14 protein-coding genes are annotated in these 20,573 nt (G+C 73.0%); 8 read left to right on the plus strand and 6 right to left on the minus strand.

Annotated features, from left to right (window positions below; genetic code table 11):
- Positions 1–155 precede the first annotated feature (155 nt).
- The 3 genes from pcrA (at position 156) to sucD (ending at position 5,019) form a co-directional block, all read left to right on the plus strand.
- A complete protein-coding gene (pcrA, locus tag ACUXPL_RS09325) occupies positions 156–2,717 on the plus strand; it encodes a DNA helicase PcrA (protein WP_454183417.1) in 2,562 nt (853 codons plus the stop codon).
- 184 nt (positions 2,718–2,901) lie between these two features.
- Positions 2,902–4,071 carry an ADP-forming succinate--CoA ligase subunit beta gene (gene sucC / locus ACUXPL_RS09330; RefSeq protein WP_180536907.1) on the plus strand — a complete coding sequence of 390 codons (1,170 nt, stop codon included), beginning with the start codon at positions 2,902–2,904 and terminating at the stop codon, positions 4,069–4,071.
- A 27-nt stretch (positions 4,072–4,098) separates the two neighbouring features.
- On the plus strand, positions 4,099–5,019 hold the full coding sequence (sucD, locus tag ACUXPL_RS09335; protein ID WP_087114394.1) for a succinate--CoA ligase subunit alpha: 921 nt from the start codon (positions 4,099–4,101) through the stop codon (positions 5,017–5,019).
- A gap of 108 nt (positions 5,020–5,127) precedes the next feature.
- Here the strand turns inward: sucD and ACUXPL_RS09340 are convergent, their stop codons facing one another.
- Positions 5,128–5,940: a hypothetical protein gene (locus ACUXPL_RS09340; RefSeq protein WP_454183419.1), complete on the minus strand. Its 813-nt coding sequence runs from the start codon at positions 5,938–5,940 to the stop codon at positions 5,128–5,130.
- 520 nt (positions 5,941–6,460) lie between these two features.
- The gene (locus tag ACUXPL_RS09345; protein WP_454183421.1) at positions 6,461–7,591 is read right to left on the minus strand and encodes a VIT1/CCC1 transporter family protein; all 1,131 of its coding nucleotides are present in this window, start codon (positions 7,589–7,591) and stop codon (positions 6,461–6,463) included.
- A 93-nt stretch (positions 7,592–7,684) separates the two neighbouring features.
- Between ACUXPL_RS09345 and ACUXPL_RS09350 the strand changes: the two genes are divergently transcribed.
- Positions 7,685–8,104, plus strand: a complete 420-nt coding sequence (locus ACUXPL_RS09350) for a YidH family protein (protein ID WP_454183423.1) — start codon at positions 7,685–7,687, stop codon at positions 8,102–8,104.
- Between the two features lie 4 nt (positions 8,105–8,108).
- Positions 8,109–8,432: a DUF202 domain-containing protein gene (locus tag ACUXPL_RS09355; protein ID WP_041103052.1), complete on the plus strand. Its 324-nt coding sequence runs from the start codon at positions 8,109–8,111 to the stop codon at positions 8,430–8,432.
- Between the two features lie 75 nt (positions 8,433–8,507).
- Here ACUXPL_RS09355 and ACUXPL_RS09360 read toward each other — a convergent pair whose 3' ends face one another.
- Both ACUXPL_RS09360 and ACUXPL_RS09365 read right to left on the minus strand, forming a co-directional pair.
- The gene (locus ACUXPL_RS09360) at positions 8,508–9,701 is read right to left on the minus strand and encodes an alcohol dehydrogenase catalytic domain-containing protein (protein WP_454183425.1); all 1,194 of its coding nucleotides are present in this window, start codon (positions 9,699–9,701) and stop codon (positions 8,508–8,510) included.
- Between the two features lie 208 nt (positions 9,702–9,909).
- Positions 9,910–11,418 (minus strand): sodium:solute symporter, encoded by a 1,509-nt coding sequence (locus tag ACUXPL_RS09365; protein WP_454183427.1) that lies wholly within the window; start codon positions 11,416–11,418, stop codon positions 9,910–9,912.
- A 186-nt stretch (positions 11,419–11,604) separates the two neighbouring features.
- On the opposite strand from ACUXPL_RS09365, the gene ACUXPL_RS09370 reads away from it, so the two are divergent.
- From ACUXPL_RS09370 to ACUXPL_RS09380, 3 genes are all read left to right on the plus strand, one after another.
- Positions 11,605–12,174 carry an XRE family transcriptional regulator gene (locus tag ACUXPL_RS09370; protein ID WP_454183429.1) on the plus strand — a complete coding sequence of 190 codons (570 nt, stop codon included), beginning with the start codon at positions 11,605–11,607 and terminating at the stop codon, positions 12,172–12,174.
- A 69-nt stretch (positions 12,175–12,243) separates the two neighbouring features.
- Entirely contained in the window at positions 12,244–13,260 is a 1,017-nt protein-coding gene (gene speB / locus ACUXPL_RS09375) for an agmatinase (RefSeq protein WP_454183431.1), read from the plus strand.
- Positions 13,257–14,969 (plus strand): thiamine pyrophosphate-binding protein, encoded by a 1,713-nt coding sequence (locus tag ACUXPL_RS09380; RefSeq protein WP_454183433.1) that lies wholly within the window; start codon positions 13,257–13,259, stop codon positions 14,967–14,969. Before speB ends, ACUXPL_RS09380 begins: the two co-directional genes overlap by 4 nt.
- A gap of 16 nt (positions 14,970–14,985) precedes the next feature.
- On the opposite strand, the gene ACUXPL_RS09385 is transcribed toward ACUXPL_RS09380, so the two are convergent.
- Both ACUXPL_RS09385 and ACUXPL_RS09390 read right to left on the minus strand, forming a co-directional pair.
- The gene (locus ACUXPL_RS09385; RefSeq protein WP_454183435.1) at positions 14,986–16,431 is read right to left on the minus strand and encodes a heparan-alpha-glucosaminide N-acetyltransferase domain-containing protein; all 1,446 of its coding nucleotides are present in this window, start codon (positions 16,429–16,431) and stop codon (positions 14,986–14,988) included.
- Positions 16,428–20,516, minus strand: a complete 4,089-nt coding sequence (locus tag ACUXPL_RS09390) for a Pls/PosA family non-ribosomal peptide synthetase (RefSeq protein ID WP_454183437.1) — start codon at positions 20,514–20,516, stop codon at positions 16,428–16,430. Before ACUXPL_RS09390 ends, ACUXPL_RS09385 begins: the two co-directional genes overlap by 4 nt.
- Between the last annotated feature and the right edge of the window lie 57 nt (positions 20,517–20,573).

Below are 20,573 nucleotides of genomic sequence, written 5' to 3' on the forward strand. Positions count from 1 at the left end.
CCCGCCGGCTTTCGAACGCGAAATGGGGGTCATGGGGACTTTCGAACGCGAGATAGGCCCCACATCACGTTCGAAAGTGCGGGTGGGGTGGGGGCGGGGGCGACGACGGCGGCGCCCGCTGTCGCGTCCGGGGCCGCGCCTAGACTGGGTCCGCCATGGCTGACCTCTTCTCCGCGCTCGGACGCACGCCCCTGAACCTCGACCGCACCCGCCGCCCGGCGGACCCGGAGACCGCCCTGCCCGGGCTCGTGCCCCCGGCCGTCACGCGCGCGGCCGCGGACCCCGAGGCCTGGGGCCAGGACGTCCGGCCGGCCGCGCCGGCGCACACTCCGGAGTCGCTCGTGGCGGGGCTCAACCCGCAGCAGGCAGCCGCGGTGACCCACACGGGGGCGCCGCTGCTGATCGTGGCGGGCGCCGGCTCGGGCAAGACCCGGGTGCTGACCCACCGCATCGCGTGGCTGCTCGCCACCGGCCGGGCGCGGCCGCACGAGATCCTCGCCATCACCTTCACGAACAAGGCCGCCGCGGAGATGCGCGAGCGCGTGGCCGGGCTGATCGGCCCCACCGCCCAGCGGATGTGGATCTCCACGTTCCACTCCTCCGCCGTGCGGCTGCTACGCAACGAGGCCGCCAACATCGGGCTGAAGTCCACGTTCACCATCTACGACTCGGCGGACAGCCTGCGCCTGGTCACCACCGTGGCCAAGCAGCACGAGCTGGACCCGAAGCGCTTCGCGCCCAAGGCCCTGCTGAACCGCATCAGCTCCCTGAAGAACGAGCTCGTGGAGGCGGACGACTACGCCGCCACCGTGGCCGAGGGAGACCCGTGGGGCCGCGCCGTCGCCGCCGTCTACCGGGACTACACGGCCCGCCTGCGCCAGGCCAACGCCCTGGACTTCGACGACCTGATCGGCATGACGGTCCACATGTTCGAGGCGTTCCCGCGCGTGCTGGACAACTACCGCCGCCGATTCCGCCACGTCCTCGTGGACGAGTACCAGGACACCAACCACGCCCAGTACCGCCTGATCCGGCTCCTCGCCGGCCCGGCGGGCGACCCCGAGGGTGTGGAGACCCCCGGCGGCGAGCTGACCGTCGTCGGCGACTCGGACCAGTCCATCTACGCGTTCCGCGGCGCGGACATCCGCAACATCGTCGAGTTCGAGCAGGACTTCACGGACGCCGTCACCATCAAGCTCGAGCAGAACTACCGCTCCACGCAGTCCATCCTGGACGCCGCCAACGCGGTGATCGAGCGCAACCCGGACCGCCGCCCCAAGCGCCTGTGGACGGCCGAGGGGGAGGGCCCGGCGATCGTCGGCTACGCCGCGGAGAACGAGTCCGCCGAGGCGGAGTGGATCGCCACCACCATCGACCGGCTGCAGGACGAGGACGGGATCCGCCCGGCCGACGTCGCCGTGTTCTACCGGACCAACGCGCAGTCCCGTGCGCTCGAGGAGCGGCTGGTGACGCGCGGCATCCCGTACCGCGTCATCGGCGGCACGCGCTTCTACGACCGCAAGGAGATCAAGGACGCGCTCGCCTACCTGCGGGTGATCGTCAACCCCGACGACGACGTCAACGTGCGCCGCATCCTCAACGAGCCCAAGCGGGGCATCGGGGACCGGGCCGAGGGTGCCATCGCCGCGTGGGCCGAGCGCAACCGCTCCACGTTCTCCGCGGCCCTGCGCGACGCCGAGAACGCCCCCGGCATGGCCGCCCGCTCGCTCAAGGCCGTCCGCGGCTTCGTGCAGATGATGGACGACCTCGGCCAGGTCGCCGAGTCCGCCGGCCCGGCCACCGTCCTGGAGGCCGTCCTCGAGCAGTCCGGCATGCTGGCCGCCCTCCGCGAGTCCGAGGACCTGCAGGACGAGTCCCGCGCGGACAACCTCGGCGAGCTCGTCGCCGTCGTCCGCTCCTTCGAGACGACGCACCCGGACGGCACCCTGTCCGACTTCCTCGAGCAGGTCGCTCTCGTGGCGGACGCGGACCAGCTGCCCACGGCCCCGGACGTGGAGGGCGAGGCGCTCGCGGAGCAGCAGGGCCAGGTCACGCTCATGACGCTGCACACCGCCAAGGGTCTCGAGTTCCCCGTGGTGTTCCTGACGGGCATGGAGCACGGGGTGTTCCCGCACGCCCGTTCGATGACGGACGAGAAGGAGCTCGCGGAGGAGCGTCGCCTCGCGTACGTGGGCCTGACGCGCGCCCGCCGTCGCCTGTTCCTGACGCGCGCCGAGGCACGCTCGCTGTGGGGCCAGCACCAGTTCAACCCGCCCAGCCAGTTCCTCGGGGAGATCCCGGAGGCGCTCATCGACTGGGAGCGGGAGGGCACCACGCGCTCGGCCGGCTCGTTGAGCCTGACCGGCGCCGGCACCTCGCGCTACGCGGGGCGGTTCGGCGGCGGGCGGCCGGCCTGGCGGTCCCGGGGCGACGACGGCGCGCGGCCCCAGCGCCTCACCCGCGGGGACGAGCCGGCGGACCTCACGGTGCCCTCCGGCGTGGTGCGCGGGAAGGCGCCGAGCCGGGTGCAGCCGCAGAAGGAGATCGTGGCGCTCAGCCCGGGCGACCGCGTCTCCCACGCGACCTTCGGCGAGGGGCGCGTGGACGCCGTCGCGGGCGCGGGGGACAAGACCGTCGCGACCGTCACCTTCGACGCCTCCGGGGCGCAGAAGCGGCTGCTGCTGCGCTACGCCCCGCTGACGAAGGTCGAGGGCTGACAGGACCGGCCCGCCGACCCCCCGGTCTCCCCGGGGCGTGGACTACAGTGAGCCGTGGAACGCCGCCGTCCGCCGCCCCGCCGTGCCCCCGCGCCCGGCCCGGCCACGGAGGGGGCGTCGACGTCGGCCGCGCCCGCGGGCGAGGCCGGCAGACCCTGTCTTCGACCAAGAAGGACACACCACCGTGGACCTGTATGAGTACCAGGCGCGCGATCTGTTCGAGGCGCACGGCGTCCCCGTGCTGGCCGGCATCGTTGCGCAGACCCCGGACGAGGCCAAGGCGGCCGCGGAGAAGATCGGCGGCGTCACCGTCGTCAAGGCACAGGTGAAGGTCGGCGGCCGCGGCAAGGCCGGCGGCGTGAAGGTCGCCAAGACGGCCGACGAGGCCTACGAGCACGCCAAGGCCATCCTGGGGATGGACATCAAGGGCCACACCGTGCACCAGGTCATGATCGCCCAGGGCGCCGACATCGCCGAGGAGTACTACTTCTCCGTGCTGCTGGACCGCGCCAACCGCACCTACCTGGCCATGTGCTCGGTCGAGGGCGGCATGGAGATCGAGCAGCTCGCCGAGGAGCGCCCCGAGGCCCTCGCCAAGGTGCCCGTCTCCGCGCTGACCGGCATCGACGCCGAGACCGCCCAGAAGATCGTCGCCGAGGCGGGCTTCCCCGAGGAGCTGCGCGCCGACGTCGCCGAGGTCATCCAGAAGCTCTGGGAGGTCTTCGAGAAGGAGGACGCCACCCTCGTCGAGGTGAACCCGCTGGTGAAGACCGGCGACGGCAAGATCCTCGCCCTGGACGGCAAGGTCTCCCTCGACGACAACGCGGAGTTCCGCCAGGAGGGCCACGCCGCCCTCGTCGACGAGCGCACCGAGGACCCGCTGGAGGCCAAGGCCAAGGCCAACGACCTCAACTACGTGAAGCTGGACGGCCAGGTCGGCGTGATCGGCAACGGCGCCGGCCTCGTGATGTCCACCCTCGACGTCGTCGCGTACGCCGGCGAGCAGCACGGCGGCGTGAAGCCGGCCAACTTCCTGGACATCGGCGGCGGCGCCAACGCCGAGGTCATGGCCAACGGCCTCGACGTCATCCTGGGCGACGAGCAGGTCAAGTCCGTGTTCGTGAACGTCTTCGGCGGCATCACCGCGTGCGACCAGGTCGCGAACGGCATCGTCAAGGCCCTCGAGATCCTGGGCGACACCGCCACCAAGCCGCTGGTCGTGCGCCTGGACGGCAACGCCGTGGAGGAGGGCCGCCGCATCCTGCAGGAGGCGAACCACCCGCTCGTCACCCTGGCCGCCACCATGGACGAGGGCGCCGACAAGGCCGCCGAGCTCGCCCACTCCGCGAACTGACCGTTCGGAAAGACTGAGGAAACAGCTATGTCGATCTACCTGAACAAGGACTCCAAGGTCATCGTCCAGGGCATCACCGGCGGTGAGGGCACCAAGCACACCCGCCTCATGCTCAAGGCCGGCACGAACATCGTGGGCGGCGTGAACGCCCGCAAGGCCGGCACCACCGTGTCCCACGAGGACAAGGACGGCAACGCCGTCGAGCTGCCCGTCTTCGGCTCCGTCACGGAGGCCATGGAGAAGACCGGCGCGGACGTGTCCGTCGCCTTCGTGCCGCCGGCCTTCGCCAAGGACGCCGCCATCGAGGCCATCGAGGCCGAGATCCCGCTGCTCGTGGTCATCACCGAGGGCATCCCGGTGCAGGACTCCGCCGAGTTCTTCGCCCTGTCGCAGTCGAAGACCGGCGAGGACGGCAAGCCGAAGACCCGCATCATCGGCCCGAACTGCCCCGGCATCATCACCCCGGGCGAGGCCCTGGCCGGCATCACCCCGGCCACCATCACCGGCTCCGGCCCCATCGGCCTCGTGTCCAAGTCGGGCACCCTGACCTACCAGATGATGTACGAGCTGCGTGACTTCGGCTTCTCCACCGCCATCGGCATCGGCGGCGACCCGGTCATCGGCACCACCCACATCGACGCCCTCGAGGCGTTCGAGGCCGACCCGGACACCCAGGCCATCGTGATGATCGGTGAGATCGGCGGCGACGCCGAGGAGCGTGCGGCCGAGTTCATCAAGGCCCACGTCACCAAGCCGGTCGTCGGCTACGTGGCCGGCTTCACCGCCCCGGAGGGCAAGACCATGGGCCACGCCGGCGCCATCGTCTCCGGCTCCGCCGGCACCGCGCAGGCCAAGAAGGAGGCCCTCGAGGCCGCGGGCGTGAAGGTCGGCAAGACCCCGTCCGAGACCGCCCAGCTGATGCGGGAGATCCTGCAGGCCCAGGCCTGATCCCGCGGTGCGGGGCGCCGAATCCGGCGCTCCGCACCGGCAGGCGGATGCACCACGGCCCCTGTCCCTCGTCCTGAGGGGCAGGGGCCGTGTGCTGTGCGGGGCGGGTCAGGCAGGGCAGGCGTTGTAGGTGAGCTGCAGGTCCGAGATGAAGATGCGCTGATCGCCGTCGATGGTAGAACTGGAGAGGTTCGTCCGGTTCCAGTAGTGGATCGCGAACGTGGTGAGCGGCGCGCTGAAGGTCACCCGGACGTTGCCGGCGGTCGACGTGTCGGGGACCGGCAGGTTGTTGTTCGCGGCCTGCCAGGGGTTGGTGACGGTGCCGGCTCCCGTCACCTGGGTGGGCGACGTCTTGGTGGCGGTGTAGGCCGTGGGGCTCACCACGGCGACCGCATCCCAGAAATCGTTGGAGGCGGAGTCGATGTCCGTGATCGTGAACGACAGGCTGGTCACCTGGCGGGTGAACGTGAACGTGGTAACCGACTTGTTGGCGTCGGTGAGCGTGTTGTCGGTCTTCCTCGAGTTGAAGATCGGCGACTGATGCAGGGCGAGGGGGCTGGTCGCCCCGCCGATGGTGGCTCCCCCGAGGGCTCGCAGGTTGTCGTTGACGGTGGGGGTGGGGTTGTTGATGACGTTGGGGCCCTGATTGCCGGTGCGGGTGTTCGATCCCAGCGACGTCGAGACGGTGAGCGTCATGCCCTGCAGGGGGCCCGTGCCGTCCGGGTCGGGGAAGGTGTAGACGCCCTCCGTGGAGCTCGAACGCACGTACCGGGCGGAGTTCCAGGTCGCGGTGGTCGTGACGAGACAGCGGGGGGACGTGGCGAATGCGGGTGCCGCCAGGGACGCAGCCACGACGGGCGTGGACCATGCCAGACCTGCGACGACGGCTCGGCGGGACGGGGCGAGAGTGGGGTGGTGCATGAATACTCCAGGCTGGGTGCTGCCGCGTACCGCGGGGAGGTGCCCTACGGTGAGAAGATCGGCAGTAAGGCCACGTCAACCATATCGAACGTTTGCCGTGCAGGCCATCACACGAAGTCTGTGGAACCCGAGACGAACTGATCCGGGGGCGCCGAGATGCCACACCCACGAGGATCTGGAGACGATCTGCCAGCCAGGGCCGGTGCAGCGCGGCCTGTGCGTCTCATCCAGAGAGGCAGGGGCCGCGGGGTGGGCCGCAGGGGCATCAGGCCGGGTCATTTCTGGCGGTCGGTGGTGAACAGTCCAGAGGGCTGGTTCGCGGAGTGGGCCCGGCCTGCGACGCCCGTCGTGCAGATCGTGTGGGTGCCCACCGGCGCGGCGCACAACCAGGTCAGCCGCCCGTAGTCCCGGGCCCACCCAGGCCAAGGAATCACGGGCCCACGTAGCCGGAGTGCGTCGGGGCCGAGGTGCAGGCGAGCAGGGGGACCCCATTCCCTCCCTCACGTCCGCCCTCCCCGCGTCAGCCCACGTTCGCGCCGAAGAGCAGGCCGAGCACGTACGTCACGGCGGCGGCGCCGAAGCCGATCGCGAGCTGGCGCAGGCCCCGGGCCAGCGGTGAGGAGCCGGACAGCAGCCCGACCACACCGCCGGTGAAGAGCAGGGCCGCGCCCACCATCGCCGCTGCCAGGCCCAGGGCCCACAGCCCGGACATGCCGAAGATGTACGGCAGGATCGGGACGAGCGCGCCGGAGGCGAAGAACGCGAAGCTGGACAGGGAGGCGCTCCACGCCGAGCCGATCTCCGCGAAGGAGTCCGAGTGGTCCACCGGCCCCTGGGAGCCGTCGGGACGGGCGGAGAACTGCGGGTTGCAGTCGCACGTGAGATAGCCGAGGCGCTCGAGCGCGCGGTGCTCGGCGTCCTCGGGCGTCATGCCGCGGGCCAGGTAGACGAGCTTGAGCTCGTTGTGGTCCAGGTCCAGGTGCTGGGCCGCCTCGAGGGTGATCTGGGTGGGGGAGGAGGCCTCGAGCAGCTCCCGCTGGGACCGCACCGAGACGTACTCGCCGGCCGCCATGGACAGCGCGCCCGCCAGCAGGCCGGCCACGCCGGTGAACAGCACCACGGACGGCGCCACGCCCGTCGCGCCGATGCCCATCACGAGCGCCAGGTTGGAGACCAGCCCGTCGTTCATGCCGAAGACGGCGGCGCGGAAGTTGCCGGCCAGCTGCTCGCGACCCCGGGCGGCGAGGCCGCGCACGACCTCCTCGTGGATGGCCTCATCCGCCACCATGCCCTCGGGGGCGTCCTGGTCCTCCGCGTAGGGAGTGTCCGACTCGGCGCGCTGGGCCAGGGCCAGCACGAACACGGAGCCGAAGATCCGCGCGAGCCAGCGCAGCAGGATGCGGTGCAGGGAGGGGCGCGGCGGGTTCTCGGCGTGCTCGCCCAGGAGGGCCCGCCAGTGCTGTTCGTGGCGGCGCTCGGCCTCGGCGAGGCCGAGCAGGATGTCGCGCTCCACGCCGTCCTTGCGAGCGGCGATGTCGCGGTAGATCTGGCCCTCGGCGATCTCGTCGGCGAGGTAGCGGCGCCAGCGTCGGACCTGTTCGCGGGTCGGCTCGGGGCGTGCCGCGGGCGTGGCGGTGTGGGCGGGGCTCATGGGGCTCCATCGGATGGGCGGGCGGGGACGGGCGGCGCCGTCGCGGCCGGGCGCGCCCGACCGGCCAGTCTACGCCGTCGCTACCATGGCCGCATGGACGCAGCAGAGACCCCCGACGGCCCCGAGACCGCCGCCCACGACGGCGGCCGGCCGGCCTGGCAGCGCCGCCTCCTGGCGGGCGGGGAGGAGCCGGACCCGCGGTTCACGCTCGCCAACGAGCGCACGTTCCTGGCCTGGGTCCGGACGGCGCTGGCGCTGCTGGCCGGCGGGGTCGCGGTGGAGGCGTTCACCGGCGCCCTCTTCGCGCCGCCGGTCCGGGTGGTGCTGAGCACGGTGCTGCTCGTCCTGGCGGCGCTGCTCGCCCTGGGCGCGGGCGCGCGCTGGCTCCGGGTGGAGCGCGCGATGCGCCGCGGCCGTCCGCTGCCGCTGCCGCTGATCGTCCCGGTCCTCGCGGGAGGCGTCGTGCTGGCCGTCGTGGTGCTGCTGGCCGCCGTCGTCCTGCCGCAGGGCTGAGGCGATGCGCCTGCATCACGACCCGGGGCTGCAGCCCGAGCGCACCGTGATGAGCTGGGGCCGCACGGTCCTGGCGCTGGGCGTCCTCAGCCTCACGTTCCTGAGGTGGTGGCCGACCGTCGGCGCCTGGGCGTTCGGGCCTGCGGTGGTGGCGGCCGTCGGCGGGGCGGCGGTGCTGGCCACGCAGCGCCGGCGCTACGTGGCGCACGCGGACGGGATCGCGCGGGAGCAGGCCCGGCCAGCGCTGGCGTCGGTGGCCTGCATGGTCGCGCTGGTGGTGGGCCTGGCGGCCCTCGGGATCACCGCCACGCTGCTGCACGCGGCCTGATCCGCGGACGACGACGGCGCCCCTCACCTGCGCGGGCAGGTGAGGGGCGCCGTCGTGCCCCCGGAGGCGGACCGCTCAGCGGGCGATCATGCCGTGGGGGTCGATGACGAACTTCTCCAGGGAGCCCTGGTCGAACTCCGCATAGGCCTGGGGCGCCTCGTCCAGGCTGATCACGCGCGGGTTGACCATCTCCGTCAGGTACGGCATCCGGTCCCACAGGATCGACATCATCAGCTGGCGGTTGTACCGCATGACGGGCGCCTGGCCGCCGATGATGTGGGGCGACTTGATCCAGGCCTTACCGAAGTCCACCGGGAAGGTGCCCTCCTGCTCGGCCTTCGTCTCCGCGAGCGGGTCCGGCCCGTAGATGCCGATGATGCCCGTGGCGCCGCCCGGACGGGTGATGTCCAGGACCTGGTTCACGGCGGCGATCGGCTGCATCTCATCGGACGCGGAGCCCAGGCCGTGGGCCTCGGAGCCGACGCAGTCCACCGCGCAGTCCACCATCGGCTCGCCGAGGATGTCGTTCACGGCGTCCTGCAGGTTCTCCGTGGCGGAGAGGTCGATGGTCTCGCAGCCGTGCTTGCGCACCAGCTCCAGCCGCGAGGCGTCCTGGTCGCCCACGATGATGCACGAGGCGCCCAGCAGCCGAGCGGCGGCCGCGGCGCACCGGCCCACGGGGCCGGCACCGGCGATGTAGACGGTGGAGCCGGGCTTGGCACCGGCCTCCACGAGGCCGTGGAACGCCGTCGGGAGGATGTCCGAGAGCACGGCCAGATCCAGGATCTTCTCCATCGCCTGCTCCTGGTCCGGGAAGCGCAGCAGCTGGAAGTCGGCGTACGGCACGAACAGGTACTCGGCCTGTCCGCCCTGGAAGCCGCCCAGATTGAAGCCGTAGGCGGCGCACGCCTGCTCCGGGTTGGCGGTCTCACAGATCTCGGTCCGGCCGGCGCGACAGTTGCGGCAGCGGCCGCAGGCCACGTTGAACGGCACGGAGACGAGGTCGCCCTCCTGCAGGAACTGGACGTCGCTGCCGACCTCCAGCACCTGGCCGGTCATCTCGTGACCCAGCACCATGCCCTCGGGCGCGGGGAAGGACCCGCGGTAGATGTGCAGGTCGCTGCCGCAGATGTTGGTCGCGACGATCTTGAGGATGACGCCGTGCGGGGCGGCGGAGCCGTCGGGCATCTCCAGCTTGGGGAAGTCGAGCTCGTCGACGCGCACGTCCTTGATGCCGTGGAATGCCACGGCGCGGTTCTTGGTGGTCATGGGAACTGCTGCCTTTCTGTCTCCAGCGAGGCCCCGACGGGGCGGGAGACGGGGCGTACCCGAGGGGGAGTCCCGGTCCCGGGCTGTATCGAGACATTAGGGGCCGGGGGGAGCCCGGGGGAAGGGTCGCCCGCCGCCACCCGCCGCCGCACCACGTGGCCTCGGCCATCATGGGGCGCCGGAGGATCACGGGCCCCGGGAGCGTCGGTCAGACCTGCGCTCGGACCGCGGGGTCGACGCCGTGGCGGGAGCGCACCCGCCAGGCCTCGAGGACCGCGGGGTCGGTGGGCCGGGTCATCAGGCTGAGGAGCACGTACACGACGGCGGAGGCGGCCAGGCCGACGTAGATCGGCTCGTTCGCGAAGACGCCCTCGAAGGGCTCGGCCGCGTTCAGCTCGAGCCAGCTCATGGTGCCGAGGGTGCCCACCGTCCCGACCACCATGGACCACAGGGCCGCCGTGCCGGTGCCGCGCTTCCACACGAGGCCGCCGACGATCGCGACGAACAGGCCGCCCACGAGGATGTCGTACGCGATGGTCAGGGCCGCCACCACGTCCGGGACGACGATCGCCAGCCCCAGCACGACGGCGCCGAGCAGCAGCACCCAGCCGCGGTTCGAGGCGAGCTCCGCCGCGGTCTCCGGAGCCTCGTCCTCGGCGGTGGCGCCGTCCTCGGCGGCGGTGGCCTCGCCGCGGAGCAGGGGGAGGATGTCCGTGCGCATCACGGTCGAGGCCGCGATGATCGCCCCCGAGGCGGTGGACATCATGGCCGCGACGGCGGCCGCCAGGGCCACGCCGCCGACGCCGACGGGCAGCAGGTTCTGGGCGACCCACGCGAACACGTCGTCCGTGGCGGCGATGTCCGCGGTCACCGTGCGCGCCGCCATGCCGATCACGGCGCCGGCGACGCCGTACACGACGCAGTACAGCCCCGCGGTGGCACCGCCGATCTGGGCCACGCGCGGGGAGCGGGCCGTGAACACGCGCTGCCAGACGTCCTGGCCGATCAGCAGGCCGAGGGTGTAGATCACGAAGTAGGTGACGATCGACTGCACGCCGATCCCGTCCCAGCTGAAGAACTCGGCGCCCAGGCGCTCCTGCATGGCGCTCCAGCCGCCGGCGTTGGCCAGGGAGAGGGGGAGCATGAGGGCGAACAGGCCGATGGTCATGATGAGGAACTGGGCCATGTCGGCCAGGGTGATGGACCACATGCCGCCGAGCACGGAGTAGGCCAGCACGATGCCACCGCCCACCAGGACGGACAGCCAGCGGTCCCAGCCGAAGAGCACCACGAAGATCGACGCGTAGGCGCCCGTGGAGGCGGCGGCGAGCATGAGCGTGTAGGCGAGCATCACGAAGGAGGAGGCGTGGGAGGCCCCGCCGCGGCCGTACCGCAGGCGGAGCATCTGCGAGACGGTGTAGATCTTCAGGCGGGCCAGGATCGGGGCGAACGCCACCGACAGGATGAGCACGCCGACGCCGATGGCGGCCACGAGCCACGCGCCGGAGAGCCCGAACTCGTACCCCAGGCCGACGCCGCCCACGGTGGCGGCGCCGCCCAGCACGACGGCGGCCATGGTGCCGGTGAACAGCATCGGCCCGAGGCGGCGGCCCGCCACGAGGTAGTCCTCCGAGCTGGCGGCGCGGGTCTTGCCCCACCAGCCGAAGGCGAGCATGCCGACCAGGTAGAGGGCGACGATGGTCAGGTTGAGGGTCACGGGTGGTCCTTGGGGCGAGAGGATCCAGGGCGCCGGGATGCGGGGGCGCCGCGGGCGGGGCAGGAGAGATCGGCATGTTGCCGATCACACGATCCGGGTCTACGGTAAACACATGTTGCTTATCAGACAACATGCCGTCCAGCATGACATCGGCGATGTCTCCTGGCCGCCGTCGGGAGGAGCGCGATGAAGGCCCTCCCGCTCGAGACCGCGCCGGGCCAGGCGCTGATCGGCCGCCGGCTGCGCGCGCTGCGCGAGGCGCGCCGGCTCACTGTGGCCCAGCTGGCCGAGGCGGCCGGCGTCAGCAAGGGCTTCCTCTCCCGCCTCGAGCGGGACCTGACGAGCCCGTCCGTGAGCACGCTCGTGACCCTGTGCCAGGTGCTCGGCGCGAGCCCGGGCGACGTCCTGGACGCGCCCGAGGTGACGGTCGTGCGCCTCGACGATGCCCCCGCGGTCAGCCTCGGCGGCGAGGGCATCCGCGAGCGCCTCATCACCCCGCGCGGTCGTCGCGACCTGCAGATCCTGCGCGCCGACATCGGGCCGCACGGCCGCGGGGAGGCGGAGCTGTACACCGTGGACTGCCGCGTGGAGGCGGTGCACGTGGTCACCGGCCGCCTCGAACTGCGGACCACCGAGGCCGTGCACCTGTTGGAGGAGGGGGACACCGTCACCTTCCCCGGCCGCGAGCCTCACTCGTGGGCCAATCCGGACGACCGCCCCGCCGTCGTGCTGTGGACCCTCGTGGGCCACGCGTGAACCGTGCGACACGCCCGCATCGGACAGACCAGACCGACCAGACCGAACCGCTCAGAGAGGACATACCAGATGCTCGAGATCCCCCGCGTCGAGGACAATGGCCGCCTCGGCCCCGTGAACTCCGCCCTCGTGCCCCGCTACGGCGGCGCCCCCACCTACGCGCTGCTGCCGCGTCTGGACGAGGCGGCCGCGGCCGGCGTCGCCCCGGAGATCAAGGTGGTCGGCGTCCCGTTCGACGCCGGCGTCTCCTACCGCCCCGGTGCACGCTTCGGGTCCGGCCACGTGCGGCAGTCCTCGCGGCTGCTGCGCCCGTACAACCCCGCCACGGACACCTCGCCCTTCGCGCAGGCCCAGGTGGTGGACGCCGGGGACATGGCGGTGAACCCGTTCCACATCGGCGAGGCCATCGAGACGATCCAGCAGGACGCGATGGACCTCACCGAGGACGGCTCCTCGCTCATGGCCATCGGCGGCGACCACACCATCGCGCTGCCGCTGCTGCGCGCCGCCTCCGCCCGGGCGGGTGAGCCCGTGGCCCTGCTGCACTTCGACGCCCACCTGGACACGTGGGACACCTACTTCGGCGCCGAGTACACCCACGGCACGCCGTTCCGCCGCGCCGTGGAGGAGGGGATCCTGGACACCGAGGCCATCTCGCATGTGGGCACCCGCGGTCCGCTCTACGGCAAGAAGGACCTGGACGACGACCACCGCATGGGCTTCGGCATCGTCACCTCCTCGGACGTGTTCCGTCAGGGCGTGGACGAGATCGTGGACCAGCTGCGCCAGCGCATCGGTGGCCGGCCGCTCTACATCTCAGTGGACATCGACGTCCTCGACCCCGCGCACGCGCCGGGCACCGGGACCCCCGAGGCCGGCGGCATCACGAGCCGCGAGCTGCTCGAGATCCTGCGTGGCCTGCGCGGGCTCGACATCGTGGGCGCGGACCTGGTGGAGGTGGCCCCGGCCTACGACCACGCCGAGCTGACCGGCGTCGCCGCCTCCCACGTGGCGTACGACCTCATCTCCCTGATGGCCGACCGCCGCGCCACCCGCGCGGCCGCCGGTGAGGAGCCGGGCCGATGACGGGCGAGCAGACGACGACGGCTCCTCGGCGCAACGGCGGCGACCTCGCCGTCGAGACGCTCCACGCCCTGGGTGCACGGACGGTCTTCGGCATCCCGGGCCAGCACGCCCTGGGCCTCTTCGACGCCCTGTCCCGCTCCCCGCTGGAGTTCGTCTCGAACCGCGTGGAGAACAACGCCGCCTTCGCCGCGGACGGGTACGCCCGGGCCACCGGCGAGGTCGGCGTGCTGTTCCTGTCCACCGGCCCGGGCGCGCTCACCTCGCTGGCCGGCCTGCAGGAGGCGTACGCCACGGGTGTGCCGATGCTCGTGATCGCCTCGCAGATCCCGCTGTCCGGGCTCGGCGCCCGGCGCAAGGGCATGCTGCACCAGCTGGACGACCAGAAGGCCTCGGCCCGCAACGTCACCAAGGCCCAGTTCACGGTCCACCACGCCTCGGGCATCCCGTCCGCCATCCAGGACGCGTGGGCCGAGGCCGTCACCGTGCCGCAGGGGCCGGTGTGGGTCGAGATCCCGCAGGACGTGCTGCTCGGCGAGGTCATGGTGCCCCCGGTCGAGGACGCCCTGGCCGTGCCCTACGACCACCCGCCGCGCGCCGAGCTCGTGGCCGAGTCCGTGCGCTGGCTGCGCGGGGCCGGGCGGGTGGCGATCGTGGCCGGCGGCGGTGTGCGCCGCTCCGGCCGGGCGGCGATGGAGAGCCTGCGGGAGGTCGCGGAGCTGCTCCAGGCACCCGTGGTCTGCTCGCCGGGCGGCAACACCGCCTTCCCGTGGGGGCACCCGCTCAGCCTCGGCGGCTGGGTGGAGGACCGCCTCGTCACGGACCTGCTCGAGGACGCGGAGGTGCTGCTCGTGGTGGGCTCCTCGCTCGGCGAGGTCACCTCCAACTACTTCACGCTCGAGCCGCGCGGCCGCCTCATCCAGGTGGACGCGGAGCCGCGCGTGCTGGAGACCAACCACCCCACGCTGGGTGTGCGCGCCGACGCCGGCCAGGCGCTCGAGGCCCTCGCCGCGGCGCTGCGCGAGTCGGGCTCGGTGGCGCGGGACGCCGCCGTCTGGCACGGCCGCACCCCGGCCGAGGTGGTCGCCGACGTCAACGCGCGGATCGGCGCCCGCCTCGACGCCCAGGACCTCGGCGTGGAGCGCCGGCTCCTGGCGGGCATCCGCGCCGCCGTCCCGTCGACCATGCAGACGTACTGGGACATGACCATCGCCGCCTACTGGGCGTGGAACTGCTGGGACGCGCAGGACGGCGAGTTCCACTCGGCGCAGGGCGCCGGGGGGCTCGGTTACGGGTTCCCGGCCGCGTTCGGCGGCGCGGTGGGCCTGGCCCACCGGGGTCGCACGGGGATCGACGGGCGCGTGCTCGCCGTCGCCGGCGACGGCTCGGCGATGTACTCCATCGCCGAGCTCGCGGCCGCCAGGCAGCACGGCGCGGCGGTGACGTGGCTGATCATCGACGACGGCGGGTACGGCATCCTGCGCGAGTACATGGAGGACGCGTTCGGCAAGGCCACGGCCACCGAGCTCGACCGGCCGGACTTCCAGGCCCTCGCCGCCTCCTTCGGCGTGCCCGCCGAGACGGTGGGAGTGGAGGACGTGCGCGGCGCGCTCGAGCGCGCGTTCCAGGCGGACGGGCCGAACGTCGTCGTGGTGCAGACCCGCCTGGCGATGTGGGCGCCGAGCCACCTGGGGGAGGCCCCGGAGGTCTGAGGCGGCCCGGCGCGGCTCAGCGGGGGTCGGTGGCCTCGAGCGGCTCGTAGTCCTGCCCCGCCCGGGTGGCCCGGCCGGGGACGAGGGCCCGGGCCACCGCCTTGGGGACGCGGGAGACGACGGTCTCCAGCGGACCCTGGGCGGACACCCGCCGCCACAGGGTCGCGAAGGACACCAACAGCACCAGCTGACCCACGAAGAACCACCCCCGCCACTCCTCCCACCCGGGCACGGTGAGGAGCAGCAGGTGCGAGACGTACACCGTCAGGGACATCGACCCGGCCGCGCGCAGGGGCTCCGTCCAGGCGGGCAGGGAGCCGTCGGGGCGCATCAGGCCCGACGTCAGCACCAGGACGAAGCCGACCACCGCCGCGGCCATGCCCACGGCGTGCAGGGTGGACAGCGGCGTGTCCAGGTGGGGTCCCCGGGCGGCCAGCCACCACGGGGTGGTCGAGAGCATCTCCGCGCTGAGGCCGCGGGAGGCCCGCAGCTCCACGAGGTCGGGCCGGATGCCGGTCACCTCGGCGATGCGCTCGCGGCCGTCCCAGACGTGCAGGGCGGCCCAGCTCAGGCCCGCGGACACCCCGGCGGCGGCGAGCCCGCCGACCGCCACGAAGGCCTGACGTTGGCGGTCGAAGAGGTTGAGGCGAGCCGCCGCCATGCCGGCGCACACATACGCCATCCAGGTGATCGCCGGGTAGGTGCCGGTCACGAAGAGCTGGACGAGGGTCGGGCCGGGCCGGGTGAAGAGGGAGATGAGGGTGGGGTCGAAGTCCGGCACCGGTGTGCCGGTGGAGACCAGCACCATGCGCAGCACCGGCCCGGTCAGCAGGGCGGCCACCGCGCACAGCGCCAGCGCCGCGGGACCGAGCCCCAGCAGCGGGATCGCCAGCAGGAACAGCATCGCGTAGTAGGGGAGGATGTCGTACGCCGGGAAGTCGATCAGGTTCAGCCCGAGGCCGATCACGAGCAGCATGACGGCGCGGACGGCGATCCCGACGCGCGCCCGCTGCAGGTCCCGTCCCCGGGCGCCGCGGCTCCCCCCGGAGAGGAAGATCAGGGTGATGCCGGCCAGGAAAGCGAAGACCGCGGCCGCGTTGCCGGCTACCACCGTGCCGATGAATCCGCCGAGGCCGCGGTCGTCGATGGCGTCCGCCCACACGTGCACGGCCATCATCCCGGCGAGGGCGAGGAACCGGGCCAGGTCCAGGCCGTGCAGGCGCCGGGCCGAGCGCAGCGCCTGGGTCCGCCAGCTGACCGGCGGGGCACCCCGATGGCCGACCCTGCCGGGTGGGGGCGGTGGCGGCGGGGGCGTCGCCGCATCCGGGGCCGCGTCCGCGCGTCGGCGGGAGATGTCCGTCCACGGGGTGCGCGCCGGACGCCGTCCGGGGGCGGGCCGTGCCTCGGTGAAGTCGCCCTCGGGCGGCTCGGCCAACGGGTCCTGACGATGCTTCGGTGTCACGACGTCGGCTCCTCTCGTGCGGGGGTGCTCGTGGCGACGACCGGGACCGGCCCGGTCTGCGGTCGCTCGTCCGCGTCCGGGTGATCGGCGCGGGCCCGGGCGCGGGTCGCGGTGTCACCGGTGGCCGCGGCAGCGGGGGCGTCCTGCACCGCCCGGATCGGGTTGCCGGACCAGTCCGAGTGCCCGGGGACCGCGTCCTCCCGCAGCACGAGCGAGCCCGGCCGCACGGTGGCACACGGGCCCAGGCTGGAGCCCGGGAGCATGAAGGAGTTGGGGCCGAGGGTCGCGCCCTCGTCCAGCCGGACCGGCTGCATCGTCATCACCCGGTCGTGGAACAGGTGGGTCTGCAGCACGGTCCCGCGGTTCACCGTCGCGTTGTCCGCGATCGAGACCAGGTCCGTCTCCGGCAGCCACCAGGACTCCACCCACGCGTTCCGGCCGATCTCCACGCCCATCCACCGCGCCCACATGGTCAGCACGGGGGAGCCCAGGCCGATGCGGATCAGTGAGGGGACCGCCAGCACCTCGACGAAGGCGTCCATCAGCTCGTTGCGCCAGACGAACGAGGAGAACAGGGGGCGGTCCTGGGGCACGAACTCGCCCACCAGCGCCCACTTGAACAGCACCGGCATCGCCGAGGCGATGAGCGCGGCGGCCACCGCCGCCGGCAGGGACGCCACGGTGGCGACGACGACGCCGCGCAGCGGGTCCGAGCCCTGGCCCGAGGCGCCCATGTACACGGTGGCGAGGAAGTAGACCACGGCGATGTCCAGCCAGCCCACGATGAAGGCGGGCACGAACCGGCACAGCTCCACCGCCCAGCGGGCGGCCTTGAGGCGCCGGGGCGGTGCGAAGGTGGCCGCGGCGTCGGCCGCCACCTTCACGCGGGGGATGGCCGTGGGGCTGCGGCCCAGCCAGGACGTGCCCGGTGCGGGCCGGTGGGGGGAGACGCCCAGGACCGCCACCAGGGCGTCGTCCGGCAGATCGCGGTCCGGCCCGACGATCGCCGAGTTGCCGACGAAGGAGCCGCGACCGATCACCGTGGAGCCGATGTGGACCCATCCGCGTCCGACGCGGGGCACGGCGGCCATGGAGTGGTCGGCCAGGAAGGCCCCGTCCTCCACGACCGTCAGGTGGGGGATCGTCTCCACCGTGGAGATCTCCACGTTCCTGCCGATCCGCGCGCCCATCAGCCGCATGAGCCAGGGGGTGGCCGAGGAGGCGTAGACGGGATAGGTGCCGATCAGGGTGCGGCGCATGACGTTCTGGATGCTCCACGCCGCCCACGCCTGGAGCGAGTGCACGGGATAGAAGCCCGGCTTGACGAGGGGGGCGAGCAGCCGGACGAAGGCCGAGACCAGCAGGAACCAGGTGGGCACGGCCAGGACCACCACCACCGGGACCCACAGCGCCATCACGGGGAGGATGTCCCGGAAGTCGGTCGCCCCGCGCAGCGGGCTCAGCACCAGCACCACCCAGGGCAGCAGGGCGAGGACGGCCAGCGTGAGCATCTGGCCCGCCGCGGCCAGGGCCACCGGCCAGGCGCGGACGCCCCGGGCCGCCCGCGGGTCCTCCGACGGCCACGTGACGCCGGCCTCGCCCAGCCGGCGCAGCGGGGAGCCGCCCCAGTACTCGTGGGCCGGGACCGAGGACGCCACCCGGGAACCGGCCTGGATCTCCGCCCAGGCGCCCACACGCACACCGGGCAGCACGATGCTGCGCGCACCGATGCGGGCGTGGTCGCCGACCACGATCTCACCCAGGATGAACGTGTCGGCCTCGACCCAGTGGCCGTGCAGGTCCGCCTCGGCGCCCACGCTGACGCCGTGGCCGATCCGGACCAGGCCGGTGGCCGAGGGCGTGTGATCCAGGTGGGCGCCGCTGCCGACCCGAGTGCCGAGCACGCGGTGGACGTGCGAGGCGGCCGGCCCCCCGAGCAGGTATTCCAGCCGGGCCGTGGCGATCGCCCGGTCCGCGGCCCACACCCGCAGGTGGGTGAGGCCGCCGCGGCGGTAGCGGCCCGGCCGCAGCCCGGCGTTCAGCGCTCGCACCACGAGCGCGGTGCCGTAGAGCCGCCCGGGGACGGAGAACAGCACGGCCCAGGCGATCAGCGTGGGCAGCACCGGCGGCGTGACCACCCAGCCGGCCCCGAAGAACTGGCCCAGCGCCCAGATCGCCACGGTGGCTCCGGCCACGTAGCGCAGACCGGCGACCCCGGTCAGGGCCGTCACCCAGGCGATCTGCGCGGGGCCGGTGAAGCGTGGCATCGCGGCGGGCTGTCGCCGTTCGACACGGGGCCCGGAGTCTGCCATGCCGGCCAGGAGGTCCGCCATCCCGGCCAGGGTGGGGTTGGCGTACACCTGCGGGAACTCGAGCTGCGGGTGGTGCTCGCGCAGTGCGGTGACGAGGTGGGCCACGGCCACGGAGCTGCCGCCGAGGGCGAAGAAGTCGGACTCGGGCGTGAAGGGAGCCGGGCCGAGCACGGCGGTCCACCGCTCTCCGAGCCAGCGCAGGTCCTCGGGCAGCGGCGGGGCCTCGCCGGCGTCGAACGGCAGCGGCCACGGCAGCGCCGTGCGGTCGACCTTGCCGGAGGACTTCAGCGGCAGCTCGTCCAGGACGGCGAGGGTGGGGACCACGCCGCCGGGCAACCGCTCGCCCATGAGCTCGCGGATGCGGGGCAGGTCCAGCTCGACGCCCTTCTCGGGCATCAGGTAGCCCACGAGCACCGCGGTCCCGGAATCCGTGAGCTGCACCGCGGCGGCCCCGGCCCGGACTCCGGGCATGGCGGTCAGGTGGGCGTCCACCTCCCCGAGCTCGATGCGCTTGCCGCTGATCTTCACCTGGTCGTCGATGCGGCCGGCGAACACCAGGCCCTCGGGTTCCGCGACCACCATGTCCCCGGTCCGGTAGCACCGGTCCCACCCCAGGGCCGCCAGCGGGGCGTATTTCTCGGCGTCCTTCTCCGGGTCCAGGTAGCGGCCCAGTCCGACCCCGCCAATCACGAGTTCACCCGCCTCGCCCCAGCGCACCGGCCTGCCCTCCGGGTCCACGACGGCCAGTTTCCAGCCCGGCACGGGCAGGCCGATCCGGACCTCCTGGCCGGGGCGCAGGATCGCGCCGGAGGCGATCACGGTGGCTTCGGTGGGGCCGTAGGTGTTCCAGAGCTCGCGGTCCTCCGTCGCCAGGCGCGCCACGAGCTCGGGCGGGCACGCCTCGCCGCCGAAGATGAGCAGGCGGATGCCGGTCAGCGAGTCGTCCGGCCAGAGGGCTGCGAGCGTCGGGACGGTGGAGATGGCGGTGAGCCGCTTCTGTGCGATCCACGCGCCGAGGTCCGGACCCGACCGGACGACCTCGCGCGGTGCCGCGATCAGGGCCGCGCCGTGCCGCCAGGCGAGCCACATCTCCTCACACGAGGCATCGAAGCTGACGGCGAGGCCGGCCATCACGCGGTCGCCCGGGCCGAGCGGGTCGTCCTGGAGGTACATCCGCGCCTCGGCGTCGACGAGCGCTGCCGCGTTGCGATGGGTGATGGCCACCCCCTTCGGCAGCCCCGTGGTGCCGGAGGTGAAGATGATCCAGGCGTCGTCCTCGAGGCCCGGCGCGCCCGTCCGGCGCAGCGGGGCGACGCCGTCCACGGGGGTGATCGCCATGCCCTCGCCCATGACGCACGCGACGGCGGCCTCGCCGAACACCGTCTCGGCGCGGGAGGCGGGGTCGTCCCAGTCGACGGGCACGTAGGCCGCACCGGACAGCAGGATCGCCACCAGGGCCACGTACAGGTCCGTGGTGCCCGAGGGCACGCGGAGGCCGACCCGGTCGCCGGGGCCGATCCCCGCCTCACGCAGCCGTGCGGCGACCTGCTCCGCGCGCGCCAGCAGCTGCGTGTAGTTCAGCGCCTCCGACCCGCCGGGGCCATGGCCCTCCAAGGCGACGGCGTCGGGGTGGGCCGCCGCCGTCGCCTTCAGAATGTCGACGAGGGTCCGGGGTGCCGGTGGCGGCTCCACCGGGTAGAGCGCGCGGTCCTCGGACTCCGCGTGACTCGTGGCCCCCGGCGCGTGGGCCGGGTCGAACTGCTGCGTCGTCATCCTGCTGTTCTCCTTCGACGAGCCGGAGGTCGGCCCGGCGCCGGAGCCGCTGACTCG

The sequence above is a fragment of the Micrococcus sp. 140720015-1 genome (genome assembly GCF_053627595.1).

What these genes read in the sequence shown, in the direction of transcription:
- ACUXPL_RS09350 (WP_454183423.1), top strand. Translation starts at nt 7,685, where the DNA reads ATGGACGCAGCAGAGACCCCCGACGGCCCCGAGACCGCCGCCCACGAC.
- ACUXPL_RS09345 (WP_454183421.1), bottom strand. Translation starts at nt 7,591, where the DNA reads ATGAGCCCCGCCCACACCGCCACGCCCGCGGCACGCCCCGAGCCGACC.
- speB (WP_454183431.1), top strand. Translation starts at nt 12,244, where the DNA reads ATGCTCGAGATCCCCCGCGTCGAGGACAATGGCCGCCTCGGCCCCGTG.
- ACUXPL_RS09340 (WP_454183419.1), bottom strand. Translation starts at nt 5,940, where the DNA reads ATGCACCACCCCACTCTCGCCCCGTCCCGCCGAGCCGTCGTCGCAGGT.
- sucD (WP_087114394.1), top strand. Translation starts at nt 4,099, where the DNA reads ATGTCGATCTACCTGAACAAGGACTCCAAGGTCATCGTCCAGGGCATC.
- ACUXPL_RS09370 (WP_454183429.1), top strand. Translation starts at nt 11,605, where the DNA reads ATGAAGGCCCTCCCGCTCGAGACCGCGCCGGGCCAGGCGCTGATCGGC.
- pcrA (WP_454183417.1), top strand. Translation starts at nt 156, where the DNA reads ATGGCTGACCTCTTCTCCGCGCTCGGACGCACGCCCCTGAACCTCGAC.
- ACUXPL_RS09390 (WP_454183437.1), bottom strand. Translation starts at nt 20,516, where the DNA reads ATGACGACGCAGCAGTTCGACCCGGCCCACGCGCCGGGGGCCACGAGT.
- ACUXPL_RS09360 (WP_454183425.1), bottom strand. Translation starts at nt 9,701, where the DNA reads ATGACCACCAAGAACCGCGCCGTGGCATTCCACGGCATCAAGGACGTG.
- ACUXPL_RS09380 (WP_454183433.1), top strand. Translation starts at nt 13,257, where the DNA reads ATGACGGGCGAGCAGACGACGACGGCTCCTCGGCGCAACGGCGGCGAC.
- ACUXPL_RS09355 (WP_041103052.1), top strand. Translation starts at nt 8,109, where the DNA reads ATGCGCCTGCATCACGACCCGGGGCTGCAGCCCGAGCGCACCGTGATG.